The sequence below is a fragment of the Streptomyces mayteni genome (genome assembly GCF_054783955.1).
In genome coordinates, this window is sequence record NZ_BAAGPR010000013.1 from 99,630 (window position 1) to 114,209 (window position 14,580).

At 74.9% G+C, this 14,580-nt stretch carries 13 protein-coding genes and 1 pseudogene; 5 read left to right on the forward strand and 9 right to left on the reverse strand.

Translation table 11 applies throughout. From position 1 onward, the window contains the following. Window positions 1-23: 23 nt before the first annotated feature. Entirely contained in the window at window positions 24-749 is a 726-nt protein-coding gene (locus tag ACYVPE_RS09150; protein ID WP_461032949.1) for a tetratricopeptide repeat protein, read from the forward strand. On the opposite strand, the gene ACYVPE_RS09155 is transcribed toward ACYVPE_RS09150, so the two are convergent. The 3 genes from ACYVPE_RS09155 to ACYVPE_RS09165 form a co-directional block, all read right to left on the reverse strand. Beyond that, on the reverse strand, window positions 742-1,731 hold the full coding sequence (locus ACYVPE_RS09155; protein WP_461032950.1) for a D-2-hydroxyacid dehydrogenase family protein: 990 nt from the start codon (window positions 1,729-1,731) through the stop codon (window positions 742-744). The genes ACYVPE_RS09150 and ACYVPE_RS09155 overlap by 8 nt on opposite strands. Continuing rightward, a complete protein-coding gene (locus tag ACYVPE_RS09160; RefSeq protein ID WP_461032951.1) occupies window positions 1,728-3,806 on the reverse strand; it encodes an MmgE/PrpD family protein in 2,079 nt (692 codons plus the stop codon). The genes ACYVPE_RS09155 and ACYVPE_RS09160 overlap by 4 nt, the downstream gene beginning before the upstream one ends. Window positions 3,807-3,867: 61 nt before the next feature. Beyond that, the gene (locus tag ACYVPE_RS09165; protein ID WP_461032952.1) at window positions 3,868-5,430 is read right to left on the reverse strand and encodes an SLC13 family permease; all 1,563 of its coding nucleotides are present in this window, start codon (window positions 5,428-5,430) and stop codon (window positions 3,868-3,870) included. Between the two features lie 131 nt (window positions 5,431-5,561). Between ACYVPE_RS09165 and ACYVPE_RS09170 the strand changes: the two genes are divergently transcribed. Both ACYVPE_RS09170 and ACYVPE_RS09175 read left to right on the forward strand, forming a co-directional pair. After that, window positions 5,562-6,377, forward strand: coding sequence for an IclR family transcriptional regulator (locus tag ACYVPE_RS09170; protein WP_461032953.1), 816 nt, complete (start codon window positions 5,562-5,564; stop codon window positions 6,375-6,377). Window positions 6,378-6,499: 122 nt separating this feature from the next. Beyond that, a pseudogene (locus tag ACYVPE_RS09175) lies at window positions 6,500-6,664 on the forward strand (CGNR zinc finger domain-containing protein); the annotation flags it as partial. Between the two features lie 2 nt (window positions 6,665-6,666). Here ACYVPE_RS09175 and pdxR read toward each other — a convergent pair. Beyond that, on the reverse strand, window positions 6,667-8,100 hold the full coding sequence (pdxR, locus tag ACYVPE_RS09180) for a MocR-like pyridoxine biosynthesis transcription factor PdxR (RefSeq protein WP_461032954.1): 1,434 nt from the start codon (window positions 8,098-8,100) through the stop codon (window positions 6,667-6,669). 46 nt (window positions 8,101-8,146) lie between these two features. Between pdxR and ACYVPE_RS09185 the strand changes: the two genes are divergently transcribed. Both ACYVPE_RS09185 and ACYVPE_RS09190 read left to right on the forward strand, forming a co-directional pair. Then, on the forward strand, window positions 8,147-9,343 hold the full coding sequence (locus ACYVPE_RS09185; RefSeq protein WP_461032955.1) for an MFS transporter: 1,197 nt from the start codon (window positions 8,147-8,149) through the stop codon (window positions 9,341-9,343). Window positions 9,344-9,358: 15 nt separating this feature from the next. Then, window positions 9,359-10,714: an FAD-binding oxidoreductase gene (locus ACYVPE_RS09190; protein ID WP_461032956.1), complete on the forward strand. Its 1,356-nt coding sequence runs from the start codon at window positions 9,359-9,361 to the stop codon at window positions 10,712-10,714. Between the two features lie 48 nt (window positions 10,715-10,762). Here the strand turns inward: ACYVPE_RS09190 and paaE are convergent, their stop codons facing one another. The 5 genes from paaE to paaA are packed head-to-tail and all read right to left on the reverse strand — an operon-like array spanning window position 10,763 to window position 14,479. Continuing rightward, window positions 10,763-11,839, reverse strand: a complete 1,077-nt coding sequence (gene paaE, locus ACYVPE_RS09195) for a 1,2-phenylacetyl-CoA epoxidase subunit PaaE (RefSeq protein WP_461032957.1) — start codon at window positions 11,837-11,839, stop codon at window positions 10,763-10,765. Continuing rightward, a complete protein-coding gene (gene paaD / locus ACYVPE_RS09200; RefSeq protein WP_461032958.1) occupies window positions 11,839-12,354 on the reverse strand; it encodes a 1,2-phenylacetyl-CoA epoxidase subunit PaaD in 516 nt (171 codons plus the stop codon). The genes paaE and paaD overlap by 1 nt, the downstream gene beginning before the upstream one ends. Then, on the reverse strand, window positions 12,348-13,181 hold the full coding sequence (paaC, locus tag ACYVPE_RS09205; RefSeq protein WP_461032959.1) for a 1,2-phenylacetyl-CoA epoxidase subunit PaaC: 834 nt from the start codon (window positions 13,179-13,181) through the stop codon (window positions 12,348-12,350). Before paaC ends, paaD begins: the two co-directional genes overlap by 7 nt. A gap of 12 nt (window positions 13,182-13,193) precedes the next feature. Further along, window positions 13,194-13,496 (reverse strand): 1,2-phenylacetyl-CoA epoxidase subunit PaaB, encoded by a 303-nt coding sequence (paaB, locus tag ACYVPE_RS09210; protein ID WP_461032960.1) that lies wholly within the window; start codon window positions 13,494-13,496, stop codon window positions 13,194-13,196. Continuing rightward, on the reverse strand, window positions 13,493-14,479 hold the full coding sequence (gene paaA / locus ACYVPE_RS09215) for a 1,2-phenylacetyl-CoA epoxidase subunit PaaA (protein ID WP_461032961.1): 987 nt from the start codon (window positions 14,477-14,479) through the stop codon (window positions 13,493-13,495). Before paaA ends, paaB begins: the two co-directional genes overlap by 4 nt. Window positions 14,480-14,580 lie beyond the last annotated feature (101 nt).

A 14,580-nucleotide genomic window follows, 5' to 3' on the forward strand; every position in this document is an offset into this window, starting at 1 on the left:
GCCTGAGGGGAAGGACACGAGCCATGCCACCGCACACCGACGAGGGTCAGGACCTCCCCCCGGAGATCGCCGCACGGCAGGAGCGCGCCCTGGAGTACCTCGACGGGGGCCTCTACGACGCGGCGGAACCGCTGCTGCGCGAACTCCTCGCCGACTACGAACGGCTCCTCGGTTCCACACACCCCATGACCATCTCGCTGTACGACGCCCTGGGCCACACCCTCTACCAGCGGCGGCTCCTCCCGGAGGCCGAGGCCATGCACCGCGAGGCCCACGAACGCGCGCTCCGCCACCTCGGCCCCGACGCCGAGGAGACCCTCGCCTACGGGCACAACCTGGGAGCCGCGCTGGTGATGGGCGCCGAACGGGAGGAAGGGCTCGCCCTGCTGCGGGAGGTGGTGGCCCGACGCGACGCGGTGCTCGGCCCCGACCACGTCGACTCGCTGGCCAGTACCACGCTGCTGGGCGCGGTGCTCTTCCAGGCGGGCGAGCAGCAGACGGGCCACGAGCTGCTGCACCGCGCCTACACCGGCTACCAGGCGGCCCTCGGCCCCGACGACCTGGTGACCCTCGACGCCGGAGGCAACCTGGTGGCGGCCCTGCACACCCTGGGCCGCCGCCAGGAGGCGGGGCTGCTGCTCGTCGAGATCTTCACCCACTACACCCGCGTCCTCGGCCCGGACCACGAGCTGACGCGGGCGACCCACCAGCGCCTCTGGCGGATGGGCTGGAACGTCAACTTCAGGTGACGCGGTGGCGAGCGGACACCCCCTGGCCGAGCCGGCGGATCGGGGAGCCGGCGAGGAAGGCCGCGATGTCCTCGACGGCTTCGCCGTAGTACCGGCGGTAGTTGGCCTCGGTGACATAGCCGAGGTGCGGGGTGGCGAGCAGGCGGGGAACGGTGCGGAGCCGGTGGTCCGCCGGCAGTGGCTCGGTCTCGAACACGTCGAGCCCCGCGCCGGCGATGGCGCCGCGCTCCAGCGCGTCGACGAGGGCTTCCTGGTCGACGATGGCGGCGCGGGAGGTGTTCACCAGGTAGGCGGTCGGCTTCAGCAGCGCCAGCTCGCGGGGGCCGAGCAGGCCGCGGGTCCGGTCGCTCAGCGCGAGGTGGACGGAGAGCACGTCGCCGGTGCTCAGCAGCTCGTCCAGGGACGCGGCCAACGCGACGCCGGCCTCGTCGGTCCGGTCCCTGGTGAGGTGCTGGCTCCAGGCCACCACCTCCATGCCGAAGGCGAGGCCGACCCTGGCCATCCGGCCGCCGACCCTGCCGAGCCCGAGCAGCCCGAGGCGGCGGCCGTGCAGGTCGGCGCCGACGGTGCTCTGCCAGGGGCCGCCGGCGCGCAGCGCGGCGTTCTCGGCGACCAGGCCGCGGGCCAGGCCGAGGATCAGCGCCCAGGCCAGCTCGACCGGCGGCGTGGGCGAGCTGGCCGTGCCGCAGACCGTCACGCCCCGCCGCTCGGCCGCGACGAGGTCGATCGCCGAGTTCCGCATGCCCGTGGCGACCAGCAGGCGGAGCCTCGGCAGCCTCGCGAGCAGCGAGGCCGGGAAGGGCACCCGCTCGCGCAGCGTGACGACGATGTCGAAGCCGGCGAGCGCCGCCGTCAACTCGTCCTCGGTGCCGAGGTGTTCGGTGAAGCCGACCACCTCGACCCGGTCACGGAGCGACGACCAGTCGGCCATGTCCTTCGCCACGCCCTGGTAGTCGTCGAGTACCGCGCAGCGTGCTCTCATGCCGGGGCCCGGCGGCCGAGCAGGGCGCCGAGCGCCGGCTCGTCCAGCGGGTCGGCCCCGGTCAGCGGCGGCTCCGCCTGCCGCGCGAGCAGGCTGAGCAGTCCCCGACGCCCCGTCAGTGGCCGTGCGGGGCCGGTGAATCCGCCGTGCACCAGCGCCGTCGACGTCACCGCGTCGGCGGCCGCGAGCCGCGCCCGCCGCGCCTCGACGGCGGGCGAGGTGACCGGCCCGGCGACGCCGGTGGTCCGGGTGCCGGCCAGGCCGATCGCCATCAGCGCGGTGCGGGGCGTCGGCCGGTGCGCCGCGACCGTGGCGAGCGCGGCGGCGAAGCCGGGGAGCCGGTCGACGCTCACGTCGAGGCGCGCCGCGAGCCGGGCGGTGACGGCGAGCGCCACCGTGACGGCCCGCGCCGCGTCGGCCGGGGCCAGCTGCTCGGTCGCGCAGGGCGCCACCGCCGCGGCCACGGCGGGCCGGTGGCCGGCCAGGACGAGTTCCGCGGCGACGGCGCCGGCCCGCTCGCGCTCGTCGGCGGCGGCGACGCCCCGCCGCAGGCGAAGGGCCTCGACCAGGAGGTCGCACGCCGCCACCACGTTGGGGTGGTCGGCGGGCAGCGCACCGACGTCGGCCAGCAGGTGGGCGAGCGCGGTCTCCTCCCCCGGCTGGTCGGCGGCGGGCGCCTCGGCCGACCCGCCGTCGGTCTTGACCGGCCGCTCCGCCTGGTCGGGCTCGGCCGCCGCCAGCAGTCCCCGCAGATAGCCGGGCCCCGGGCGCCGCGTCGCCGCGTCGAGCGCGTCCGCGCCGCCGGCGCGCACCCGGTCGACGAGCCCCCTGGCCTTGATCCGCAGCTCCTCGTCGGTGAGCGGCCGTGCCAGGCTGCCCCGGGCGTGCGTCACCTCGTGGCCGAGCACGCCGCCGTCGGCCAGCGAGACCTCGATCCGGGCCGCGTCACGCGCGCACTCCGCCGTCGGCTCGAAGGCCACCAGGCCGCGCAGCCGCCGCGCCGCGTCGGACACCACGAACGCGTCGGCGTACGCCGCGAGGTCCACCCGCGGCCTCAGCAGCCCGGCCGCCACCCCGTGGGCGGTGGAGAACCGGGCCTGGAGGCCGTCCATCGGCCGGATGTTGCCCGTCAGTTCCGGGACCAGCGGGTGGCAGACCAGCCGGATCGCCCGCACCGCGTCGGGACCGCCGCGCTCGGCGAGCCCGGCGTGCAGCGCCTCCGCCGCCTCGATCGCCGGATGGCTGACGATCCCGCACGGATAGGGCTTGAAGGTGTTGTCCAGCAGCTCCCAGCGCCGCCCCACGTCGCCGCGCAGCGCCTCCGCGTCGAACGCGCCCCGCGCGAGCCGCCCGACCAGCCCGTCGGGGCCGGTGAGGGAGTCGCCGGGCCCCGGTATGCCCGATCCCACGGCCACGTCCCACGCCGCCCGCAGCCCGTTGACCGCCGCCTGGCCTGGGTGGAAGGGCTTGGTCATCGAGCCGAACGCCTCCCGGTTGCCGAGCCCGCCCTCGACGGCCCACTCCAGCGCGGTGCACAGGTCTTCGGCCCCGAGGCCGAGCAGCAGCCCGGCGGTGACCGCCGCCCCCACCGCGCCGCAGGTCCCGGTGATGTGCCAGCCGGCGTCGTAGTGCTCGGGCGAGACGGCCACCCCGAGGCGCAACTGCGCCTCCACGCCCCACGCGAAGGCCGCGAGCACCTCGTCGGCGCCCGCGTCGGCCGTCTCCGCCCGCAGGCCGGCCAGCCCGACCAGCGCGCCGAGGCCCGCCGCGCCCGGGTGGATGACCGTGGACAGGTGGGTGTCGTCGTAGTCGTCCAGGTGCGCCGCGATGCCGGTCAGCAGCGCCGCGTCCAACGGTTGGAGCCGCTCCTGACGCCCCGGCGGCCGGGTCAGGCCCCCGCCGAGTCCGGCCGTCGCGCCGGCGACGACCTCCGTCGCCGGCTCCCGCGCGGCGCCGACCGTCGTCGCGAGCACGTTGTAGAGGGTGCGCCGTGCGGCCTCCCTCACGTCGTCGGGCAGAGGCGCCCCCGCGTGCGAGACGACGAGGTGGGCGAGCCGACCGAGCGGGGCTGACATGAATCTCCTTGGGTGCGTGGTGCGTCGACAGGTGTGTGTGGGGAGGGGTGAGAGGTCGGGGTCACAGGCCGACGAGCGGCGCCATCGCCAGGACGCCGACGACGAGGAGGGTCACGCCGATGACGTCGAAGACGAAACCGCTGCGGATCATCCGCGTCATCGGCACCATCCCCGAGCCGTAGACGATGGCGTTCGGCGGCGTGGACACCGGCAGCATGAAGCCGTATCCGGCGGCGGCCGTGGCGACCAGGCCCGGGATCAGCGGGTTGACGTCCATCGCGACGGCGATCGGCACCACGATGGGGACCACGATCCCGGCGCTCGCGGTGTTGCTGGTGGTCTCGGAGATGAGCAGCCCGGCCACCGCGGCGAGGACCGTGATCGAGACCAGCGACGACACCCCGAGGTGGTCGGCGAGTGACGTGCCCATGGTCTCGGCGAGGCCGGTCTCGGAGGACAGCGAGCCGATCACCGTGCCCGCGCCGAACAGCAGGATGACGCCCCAGTCGATCTTCACCGCCTCGTCCCAGGTGAGGGTGCCAGGCCGCCGCCCGGCGCCGCCCGAAGCGGCCAGCGGCAGCAGGAAGAGCAGCGTGGCCGCGCCGATCGCGGCGACGCCCTCGGTCAGGTGCTCGTGCATCCACGTGACGGCCTCGTGGTCGTCCCCGAGGAACAGGCTGGAGATGCCGGGCAGCGTCCAGCCGACGACGGCGAAGGCGAACGCGAGGCAGGTGTTGGCCTCGCCCCGGGAGAAGGAGCCGAGCGCGGCGCGCTGCCCGGCCACGTACTCCTCGGCGCCGCTCAGTTCGCGGACCTCGGGGCGGTTGAGCCTGAGCAGCACGAGGCAGAGCGCGACGAACATCACCAGCACGATCGGGGCGAACAGCAGCACCCACTCGACGAAGTTGATCGTCTCCCCGGTCTGCTCCTCGACGAGGTCGCGCCCGATGAGCTGGTGCGGGGCGCCGATGGGGGTGAGCAGGCCGCCGATGGAGGCGGCGTAGGCGATCATCAGCATCAGCGCCGTCGACCACCGGGAGTGGTGCAGGTCCTGCCCGCCCTTCTCGGTGCTGATCGCGCTGACCGCCCGCACGATGCCGATGCCGATCGGGAACAGCATGGCGACGGTGGCGGTGTTGGAGACGAACGCCGAGATGACGCAGGCGATCCCGCCGAAGGCGATCACGGTGCGGACGGGCGAGCGGACCACGCCGCCCACCGACAGCACGCGCAGCGCGATGCGCCGGTCGAGGCCGTGCACGGTCATGGACCTGGCGATGACGAAGCCGCCGAGGAACGTGAAGATCGTGTCGTTGCCGAACGCCCCGAAGACGGCGTCCTCGTCGCCCACGCCGAGGAAGACGCAGAGGACGATGCCGAGCAGCGCGGTGGCGGCCAGGGGTATGGCCTCGGTCACCCACCAGACGATCATCAGGCAGAGCACGGCGGCCAGCGCCCGCTGCTCCCATTCCAGGCCGACGGCGGCCAGGAGCATCAGGGCGAGGGCGAGGGGGCCGAGCACGAGGCCGACGCGGCCCCGGATCGAATCGAAGCGTTCCTGGCTGTCCTGCTTGTCCGCGGCGGTCTTCGAGGCGACCGCGCCGCTGCGGTCCTCGATCGTCATCGGTCCTCCGTAGTGCTCAGCGGGTGCCCGTATCGCGGTACGGCGTTCTGTAATGTGGGCACACTAGGGTGCCTGAGTCCTCTCGACAAGGGCGGCGACGCCCGAAAAGGCCCAGCGCCTAAGCTGGCGACGTGACGGCACCGGGAGAGAACGCTGTGGAGTCGGCCGGCCGGCCATCCGGAGTGCAGTCGATCGATCGGGCGATGGCGGTGCTCGCGGCCTTCTCCCGCGCCCGCCCCGTGCTCGGCATCAGCGAGCTCGCCCGGCACATCGACCTGACCAGGGGGACCACCCATCGGCTGGTCAGCGCCCTGGCCGCGCACGGCATGCTCGTCCAGGTGCCCAACTCCACCACCTACTCGCTCGGCCCCAGGCTCCTCGGCCTGGCCGAGGCGGCACGCGACCAGCTCTCGCTCGACGTCCAGGCGCCGCCGATCATGAGCTGGCTGCGCGACCGGACCGGCGAGACCGTCGGCCTGCACATCCTCGACGCCCTCCCAAGCCGCCGCACGATCGCCCAGGTCGAGTCCCTGCAACCGCTCCGCCGCACCTACACCGACCTCGGCACCGCACTGCCGCCCCACCGCGGCTCGCCTGGCAAGGTACTGCTCGCGTACGCGCCCGGCACCGTCACCCACGACGTGCTCGCCGAGCTGCGCCGCTCAGACCCCGACCAGGCCGCGGAGGTGGCGTCGGCCCTGGAGCGGGTCCGCCACGACGGCTACGCCATCTCCCTGGAGGAGCGGGTGAAAGGCGTGGTCGCCCTCGCCGTCCCGGTGCGCGACCACAACGAGGCGGTCGTGGCCGCGCTCACCGTCTCCATCCCGGCCGTCCGCGCCGGCGGACCGGAGCTCGTCGCCATGGTCCCGCTCGCCCAGGAGGCGGCCGCGAGGCTCTCCCACCGCCTCGGCCACGACCCCGACCGGTCGGCGGCAGCGGACAGTTGACCGGCGCCGGCGCGTAAGCCTCCGCCCGCGCGCCAGGTCAGCCGGCCGGCGGCTCGGTGCGGTCGGCGGCTGGTGGGGTGGCGCGGAGTTCGCCGATGACGCTGTCGATGTGGGCGCGGGCCGCCGACCTCCTCGCCGCCTGCGGCTCCGCCCCCTGCGACCGGTTCCTGCTGCGCACCCACGGCCGCCGCCACTGGTGCTCCACCCGCTGCGGCGACCGCGCCCGCGCCGCCCGCGCCTACGCCCGACGCGGCGAGGGCGAGGGTGAGGGCGACGCCGCCACCTGACGTCACCGCTCGCGCTTCGGCGGCGCCGGCAGCGCCAGGCAGAGGGCGTCAAGGGCCGCGGCGAAGGCGTGGTCGGGCGGGGTGGTGTAGCCGATGACGAGGCCGTCGCGGGCCGGCATCCGGCTGTCCTGGTGGCGGTAGGGGCGCAGCCCCTCGATGGCGAGGCCCTGCCGGCGGGCGGCGCGCAGCGCGGCGTCCTCGGTGCCGTCCGGCAGTTCGAGCACGGCGTGCAGCCCGGCCGCGACGCCGCTGACCCTGATGTGCGGAGCGCGTTCGGCGAGCGTGGTCGCCAACTGGTCGCGGCGGCGCCGGTAGTGCCGCCGCATGCGGCGCAGGTGCCGGTCGTACGAGCCGCCGGCGACGAAGTCGGCGAGGGTGAGCTGGTCGACGACGCCGGACCACAGCTCCCGCGGGCCCTTGACGGCGAGCACCTCGTCGACCAGCCAGCCGGGCAACACCAGCCAGCCGAGCCGGAGCGCGGGGGACAGGCTCTTGCTGGTCGAGCCGACGTACACCACCCGGTCGGGGTCGAGCCCCTGCACCGCGCCGACCGGCTCCCGGTCGTAGCGGAACTCGCCGTCGTAGTCGTCCTCCACCAGCAGCCCGCCGTGCGACCTGGCCCAGTCGACCACCGCCGCCCGGCGCTCCGGGTGGAGCGGCCCGCCGGTGGGGAACTGGTGGGCGGGGGTGAGCAGGGCGGACCGCGCGCCGCCGGCGGGTAGTTCGTCGACCCTGGCGCCCCGGGAGTCGACCGCGAGCGGGACGGTGCGCAGGCCCGCCTCGTGCAGCAGGCTCCGGTGGAAGTCGAGGCCGTAGGACTCCACCGCGACCGGCCCCCTCAGCACCCGGCCGAGCAGCCGCAGGGCGTGGGCGAAGCCGGAGCAGATCACGATCCGGTCGGGCTCGGTGCGCACCCCCCTGGCCCTGGCCAGGTACTCCACGAGCGCGCCGCGCAGCTCGACCCGGCCGCGCGGATCGCCCACGCCGAACGCCTCGTTGGGGGCCGCGGTCAGGGCCCGGCGGGCGGAGGCGAGCCAGGCGGCGCGGGGGAAGGTCGCCGCGTCCGGGGTGCTCGGCATCAGGTCGTGGACGACCCGCCGGCGGTCCTGGCGCCTGCGGCGGCCGGCCTGGTCCGCGGGGAGCGGCGCGGTGCGCCGCGCGACCCGGGTGCCCGAACCCTGGCGGGCGTGGAGCCAGCCCTCCTCGACGAGTTCGGCGTAGGCGCCGGCGACGGTGTTGCGGGCGATGCCCAGGTCCTGGGCGAGGCCGCGGTAGGGGGGCAGCCGGGTGCCGGGGGCGAGCCGGCCGGAGCCGATGGCCTCCCGCAGGGCGCCCATCAGCTGGGCGCGCAGGCTTCCCCGGCCGCTGAGCTCCAGGTGGAGGTCGGCGCCGGCGGCCTGGCCGCCCTCCGGGGAATTGACCCAGGATTCCGCCATGGAAATGCACCCTACCGTGGGCCGATTCCGCTCGTAGTTTCGTGGCATGACCACCGTCGACACCCCACCGGCCGCCGTGGGCGACCGCTCCCCCGTCCGGGGCTGGCTCGCCGTCCTGGCGGTGGCCCTCGGCATCTTCTCGCTGATGACCTCGGAGCTGCTGCCCGTCGGGCTGCTCACTCCGGTCGGCTCCGAACTCGGCGTGTCCGAGGGCACCGCGGGCCTGATGGTGACCGTGCCGGGGCTGGTGGCCGCCGTCACCGCGCCCCTGGTCACCGTGGCCACCGGCCGCGTCGACCGCCGCCTGGTGCTGGCCGTCCTGATCGGCCTGATGGGCGCCGCCAACCTGGCCGCCGCCCTCGCGACCGACTTCGCGGTGGTGCTCGCCGCCCGCTTCCTGATCGGGGTCAGCGTCGGTGGCTTCTGGTCGGTGGCCGGCGGCATCGCCCTGCGTCTTGTTCCCGAGCGGCACGTGCCCCGGGCCACCGCCGTCGTCTTCGGCGGCGTGGAGACCGCGTCCGTACTCGGCGTCCCCACCGGCACGTTCATCGGCGACCTCAGCGGCTGGCGCACCGCGTTCGCCGCCGTCGGCGTCCTCGGCCTGGTCTCGCTCACCCTGATGGTGCTGCTGATGCCGAGAGTGCCGCCGGCGCGGACGCTCGCCCTCGGCGACCTGCCGAGGGTCTTCCGCGGCAACGCGGGCGTGCGGGCCGGGCTCGCCCTCACCTTCCTCGTCATCACCGGCCACTTCCTGGCCTACACGTTCGTCCGGCCGATCCTCCAGGACGACGGGGTCGAAGGCGGCGTGATCGGCGCGCTCCTGCTGGCCTTCGGCGTCGCGGGCATCTGCGGCAACTTCCTCGCCGGGGCGCTCGTCGCGAGGCGGCTGCGGGAGACCGTGGCGGGCATCTCCGTGGTCCTCGCGCTGGCGATGGCGCTGCTCGCGCTGGTCGGGAACTCAGGGAACCCCGGGATCACCGCGGGCGCCGTCCTCGTCCTGTGGGGCCTGGGCTACGGCGCGGTGCCGGTCAGCTTCCAGACCTGGACCCTCGCCGCCGCCCCCGACACCGGCGAGGCCGCCTCCTCGCTCTTCGTCTCCACCTTCAACCTGTCCATCGCGCTCGGCGCGCTCCTCGGCGGCCTGGCCGTCGAGTCCCTCGCCACCACGAGCGTCCTGTGGATCGGCGCCGCGCTCGCCGCGCTCGCCCTGCCGTTGGCCCGCCGGGCCCACCACACCCGCTGAGAAGGAACCCACCCCATGAACGCCCCGCACGCCCCGCACGCCCAGCACACCCGGAACACCAGGAACGCCCTCGGCACCCTGCGCTCCGCCGTCCGCGGCCAGGTCCTGCTGCCCGGCGACCCCGGCTTCGACGCCGCCCGCCGCCCCTGGAACCTGGCGGTCGAACAGCCGGTGGCGGCGGTGGTCGAAGCCACCGACGCCGACGACGTCGCCGCCCTGGTCCGGTTCGCGCGCTCGGCCGGACTCGCCGTCGCCACCCAGCCGAACGGACACGGCGCCACCGGCCGCACGGACGGCACCATCCTGCTGCGCACCAGGCGACTCGACTCCGTGACGATCGACCCGGCGACCGCCCGCGCCCGCGTCGGCGCCGGCGTGCCCTCGGGACGCCTGCAGGCCGCCGCCGCGGCGCACGGCCTGACCGGCCTGCCGGGCAGCTCACCCGTGGTCAGCGTCACCGGCGTCGCCCTGGGCGGCGGGCTGAGCTGGTTCGGCCGCAGGCACGGCTGGGTGGCCGACGGCGTCACCGCCCTCGACGTCGTCGACGCGCGGGGCCGGCAGCGGCACGTCACCGCCGCCACCGACCCCGACCTGTTCTGGGCCCTGCGCGGCGGTGGCGGCGACTTCGCCGTCGTCACCGCCCTCGAACTGGCCCTGCACCCCGCGCCGCTGCTGTTCGGCGGCCGGATGCTGTGGGCCGCCGAGCACGCCCCCGCGGTGCTCGACGCCTACCGGAGGATCACCGCGACCGCGCCCGAGGAGCTGACCGTCTGGTTCGACCTCCTGCACTTCCCCGGCGGAGAGCCGATGGTCGCCGTCGACGCGACCCATCTCGGCACGGCGGAGGAGGCCACCGAACTGCTGGCCCCGCTCGACCGCCTGCCCCGCCCCCTGTCCGACTCCCGGCGGGCCATGTCGGTCGCCGAACTCGGCTCCATCACCGCCGAGCCCACGGACCCCGGCCCCGGCATCTCGCGCGCCGAACTCCTCACCGAGCTGGACGACGTCGCGGCCAAGGCGCTGCTCGCCGAGCCGATCGCGCCGCTGCTGAGCGTCCAACTCCGCCACCTCGGCGGCGCGTTCACCCGCCCGTCCGACAGCCCGCACGGCCCGCTGACCGAGCCCTACGCGCTCTACCTGTTCGGCATCCCCACCGATCCCGCCACGGCCGAGGCCGTCACCGCCAGGCAACGCGCCCTGGCCGAGGCGCTTCCCGTGACCGGCCGCAAGCCCGTCACCTTCCTCGGCCCCACCGAGACGCTCGCCGACGCCCTCACCCCGGCCACGCTCGACCGGCTGCGGGGCATCAAGCACCGCCACGACCCGGACCGCGTGCTCCGCGGCAACTTCCCCGTCCCGCCCCGTCCGTGACACCGGCCGGCCGGTCAGCCCTTGCCGACCCCGGGTTCCCGGCGTCCCTCAGCTGTCGTAGTCGACGGTCAGGGTCTCGGAGACGGGGAAGCTCTGGCAGGTGAGGACGTAGCCGGCGTCGACCTCGGCGGGTTCCAGCGCGTAGTTGCGGCGCATGTCGGCCTCGCCCCGGGTGACGAGGGCGCGGCAGGTGCCGCAGACGCCGCCCTTGCAGGCGAACGGCAGGTCGGCGCGTGCACGTTGGGCGCCGTCCAGGATGGTGCCGCCGCGCGGCAGCGGTGCGGTGGTGGAGCGGCCGTCGAGGGTGATGGTGACCTGGCTGACCGGGCCTTCGGCGGTGGGGTCCCGGTGGCGTATCTCCCGCGCCGGGGCGTCGTCGGCGTGGAAGAGCTCCCGGTGGATCCGGTCGCCCGGGACGCCGATGGTGGCCAGGACGCGTCGGGCGTCGGTGACCATGCCATGCGGGCCGCACAGCCACCAGTGGTCGGCGTGGGCGACGTCGATCAGGTTCTCGACGAGCGCGGCGAGCCGGTCGGCGTCCAGGCGGCCGCTGAACAGTTCGGCCTCGCGGGGCTCGCGGGAGAGGACGTGGGCGAGGTGGAAGCGGGTGGGGTGGAGGTCCTTGAGGTCGGCGAGTTCGTCGGCGAACATCACCGAGTCGGTGCGGCGGTTGCCGTAGAGGAGGGTGACCCGGGAGCGGTCGTCGGCGGCGAGGACGGACTCGGCGATGGACAGCATCGGGGTGATCCCGGAGCCGGCGGCGATCAGCACGTGGTGGCCAGGCGTCCCGAGGTCGGGGGTGAAGGCGCCGGTCGGCGCCATCACGTCGATCACGTCTCCCGGCGCCACCCGGTGGACCAGCCAGGAGGAGAACAGGCCGCCAGGCACCTCCCGGACGCCGATGCGGGGCCGGGTGCCGGCCGGGGCGCAGATGGAGTAGGAGCGTCGCTCGTCCCGCCCGTCGATCTCGCGGCGCAGGGTGAGCGACTGGCCGGGGGCGAAGGCGAACGCGTCGGCCAGCGCGTCCGGGACCTCGAAGGCGACGGTGGCCGCGTCCCGGCAGAGGCGCCGCACCTCGGCCACCCGCAGGGCGTGGAAGGCGGCGCGGCGCCGTGGGTGCTGCATCAGATCTCCTTGACGTACTCGAACGGCTCGCGGCAGGCGCGGCAGCGCCACAGCGCCCGGCAGGAGGTGGCGCCGAACCGGGAGGTCTCCTCGGTGTCCGCCGAGCCGCAGCGCGGGCACGCCACCTCGCGCCGGGTCGGGGACAGCAGCAGCGGCACGGGGCCGGCGGCGGGGCGTGGGGCCGGGCCCGGCGGGGCGATGCCGTGCTCGGCGAGCTTGCGGCGCCCGGCGGGCGTGATCCAGTCGGTGGTCCACGGCGGGTCGAGGACCGTGCGGACCGCCACCCGGGGGTAGCCGGCGGCCGTCAGCCTGGCGGCCACCGCGGCGCGCATCTCGGCCATGGCCGGGCAGCCGGAGTAGGTGGGGGTGAGGCTCGCGACGACCGTGCCTTCCGGGGTGATCTCCACGTCGCGCAGCACCCCCAGGTCGGCCAGCGTGAGCATGGGCAGTTCGGGGTCGGGGACCCGCTCCGCGATCCCGCGGGCGCGCCGGGCCGCCAGTTCGCCGCTCACCATGTCGCCCCCGGGTGGGCCCTGGCCAGTGACTGCAACTCGGCGAGCAGCGGGGCGAGATGCTCGGTGTGGCCGCCGTCCCGGCCGTGGCCTGGCAGCGGCGTCGGCGAGGCGGGCAGGCGCAGTCCGGCCGCGTCCGTCACCTGGCCGAGGACCGCCAGGACGTCGGCACGGACGTCGTACGCGGTGAACAACTCCCCCAGATACGGGGCTGTCCGGTCGAGCGCCGCCCGGGTGCGGGCGTGCGACTCCTCGGTGCCGTCGCCGAGGCGCACCACCCACTCGGCGGCCCACTGGCGGTGGTACGCGAGCTCCTTGACGCCCTTGGCGGCGATCGCGGCGAGCACCGGATCCGGGTCCGCCGTCAGCCGCTCGAAGTACGCCAGCCGCCAACTGGCGAGCACCAGCAGCCGCACGACGCTGAACGCGAAGTCCCCGTTGGGCAGTTCGGCGAGTCGCACGTTGCGGAACTCGCCGGGGTCGCGGAGGTAGGCGTAGGCGTCCTCGCCGCGCCCCGTCCCGTCGGCCTGGCCGCAGCGGGTGTACAGCAGCCGGGCCTGGCCCAGGAGGTCGAGGCCGATGTTGGCCAGCGCCATCTCCTCCTCCAACTCCGGCGCGCGGGTGGTCCACTCACCGAGCCGCTGCGCCGAGACCAGGGCGTCGTCGCCGAGCGCGAGACAGCGCGCGGCGAGCTCCGCCCCGTCCACGCCGGCGGGCACGGTGGTGTCCACGCCGTGCAGCGGGTCCTCGAAGCCGGTGCCGAACGCCCATCTGGCGTCGCCCTCTTCGTGTTCCTCGGCGAGGGACAGGTACACGTGGTCGTCGCTCATGCCCAACCGCTCCTATATGTGCGGGACGTCGTCGGGGATGTCGTAGAAGGTGGGGTGGCGGTACACCTTGTCGGCGCTGGGCGCGAAGAACGGGTCCTTCTCGTCCCGGGTGGAGGCCGCGATGTGCTCGGAGCGCACCACCCAGATGCTCACCCCCTCGTTGCGCCGGGTGTAGAGGTCCCGGGCGTGGGTGAGGGCCATCCGGTCGTCCGCGGCGTGCAGGGAGCCGACGTGCACGTGGTTGAGGCCGCGCTTGCCGCGCACGAACACCTCGTACAGCGGCCACTCCGCCCGCGTCGGCTCGGTGTCGCTCATGCCGCCGCTCCCTCGCCGGCCGCCCGCGCCCGCCGCTTCGCCGCGTGCGCCGTGGCCGCCTCCCGCACCCAGGCGCCGTCCTCGTGGGCGGCGCGGCGGCGTGCCATCCGCTGCGCGTTGCACGGCCCCTCGCCCCTGATGACGCGGGTCAGCTCGGCCCAGTCGGGGGTGCCGAAGTCGTGGTGACCACGCTCCTCGTTCCACCGCAGCTCGGGGTCGGGCAGCGTCACGCCGAGCCGCTCCGCCTGCGGCACGGTCATGTCGACGAAGCGCTGCCGCAGCTCGTCGTTGCTGTGCCGCTTGATCTTCCAGGCCATGGAGGCCGCCGAGTTGGGCGAGTCGCCGTCCGGCGGGCCGAACATCATCAACGACGGCCACCACCAGCGGTCCACCGCGTCCTGGACCATCGCCCGCTGCGCCCCGGTGCCGCGCATCATGGTCAACAGCAGCTCGTAGCCCTGGCGTTGGTGGAACGACTCCTCCTTGCAGACCCGCACCATCGCCCGCGCGTAGGGCCCGTACGAACTGCGGCACAGCGGCACCTGGTTGCAGATCGCCGCCCCGTCCACGAACCAGCCGATCACCCCGACGTCGGCGAACGTCGGCGTCGGGTAGTTGAAGATCGACGAGTACTTCTGGCGCCCCTCGATCAGCCGCTCGGTGAGGTCGGCGCGGTCCGCCCCCAGGGTCTCGGCCGCCGAGTACAGGTACAGGCCGTGGCCGGCCTCGTCCTGGACCTTCGCGAACAGGATCGCCTTCCGGCGCAGCGACGGCGCCCTGGTGATCCACTCCCCCTCCGGCTGCATGCCGATGATCTCCGAGTGCGCGTGCTGCGCGATCTGCCGGATCAGCGTCCCGCGGTAGCCGTCGGGCATCCAGTCACGCGGCTCGACGCGCTGGTCGCGCGCGATGGTGGCGTCGAAGTGCCGCTGGAGTTCCGGGTCGGCGCGGTCCGCCGACGCCCCGGGCTCTTCGTGTGTCATGCGCTTCCATACCTTTCTTCATGTGGGTTTGAGCTGGTCCTTCGTAAGATCAGCGGACCCGGGGACCCTGGGGGTGGCTGTCATGGTTTAGCCGATGTTGT

Excerpts from the sequence above, each read along its gene's own strand:
- ACYVPE_RS09150 (WP_461032949.1), top strand. The coding sequence starts at position 24 with ATGCCACCGCACACCGACGAGGGTCAGGACCTCCCCCCGGAGATCGCC.
- ACYVPE_RS09155 (WP_461032950.1), bottom strand. The coding sequence starts at position 1,731 with ATGAGAGCACGCTGCGCGGTACTCGACGACTACCAGGGCGTGGCGAAG.
- ACYVPE_RS09160 (WP_461032951.1), bottom strand. The coding sequence starts at position 3,806 with ATGTCAGCCCCGCTCGGTCGGCTCGCCCACCTCGTCGTCTCGCACGCG.
- ACYVPE_RS09165 (WP_461032952.1), bottom strand. The coding sequence starts at position 5,430 with ATGACGATCGAGGACCGCAGCGGCGCGGTCGCCTCGAAGACCGCCGCG.
- pdxR (WP_461032954.1), bottom strand. The coding sequence starts at position 8,100 with ATGGCGGAATCCTGGGTCAATTCCCCGGAGGGCGGCCAGGCCGCCGGC.
- ACYVPE_RS09185 (WP_461032955.1), top strand. The coding sequence starts at position 8,147 with ATGACCACCGTCGACACCCCACCGGCCGCCGTGGGCGACCGCTCCCCC.
- ACYVPE_RS09190 (WP_461032956.1), top strand. The coding sequence starts at position 9,359 with ATGAACGCCCCGCACGCCCCGCACGCCCAGCACACCCGGAACACCAGG.
- paaE (WP_461032957.1), bottom strand. The coding sequence starts at position 11,839 with ATGCAGCACCCACGGCGCCGCGCCGCCTTCCACGCCCTGCGGGTGGCC.
- paaD (WP_461032958.1), bottom strand. The coding sequence starts at position 12,354 with ATGGTGAGCGGCGAACTGGCGGCCCGGCGCGCCCGCGGGATCGCGGAG.
- paaC (WP_461032959.1), bottom strand. The coding sequence starts at position 13,181 with ATGAGCGACGACCACGTGTACCTGTCCCTCGCCGAGGAACACGAAGAG.
- paaB (WP_461032960.1), bottom strand. The coding sequence starts at position 13,496 with ATGAGCGACACCGAGCCGACGCGGGCGGAGTGGCCGCTGTACGAGGTG.
- paaA (WP_461032961.1), bottom strand. The coding sequence starts at position 14,479 with ATGACACACGAAGAGCCCGGGGCGTCGGCGGACCGCGCCGACCCGGAA.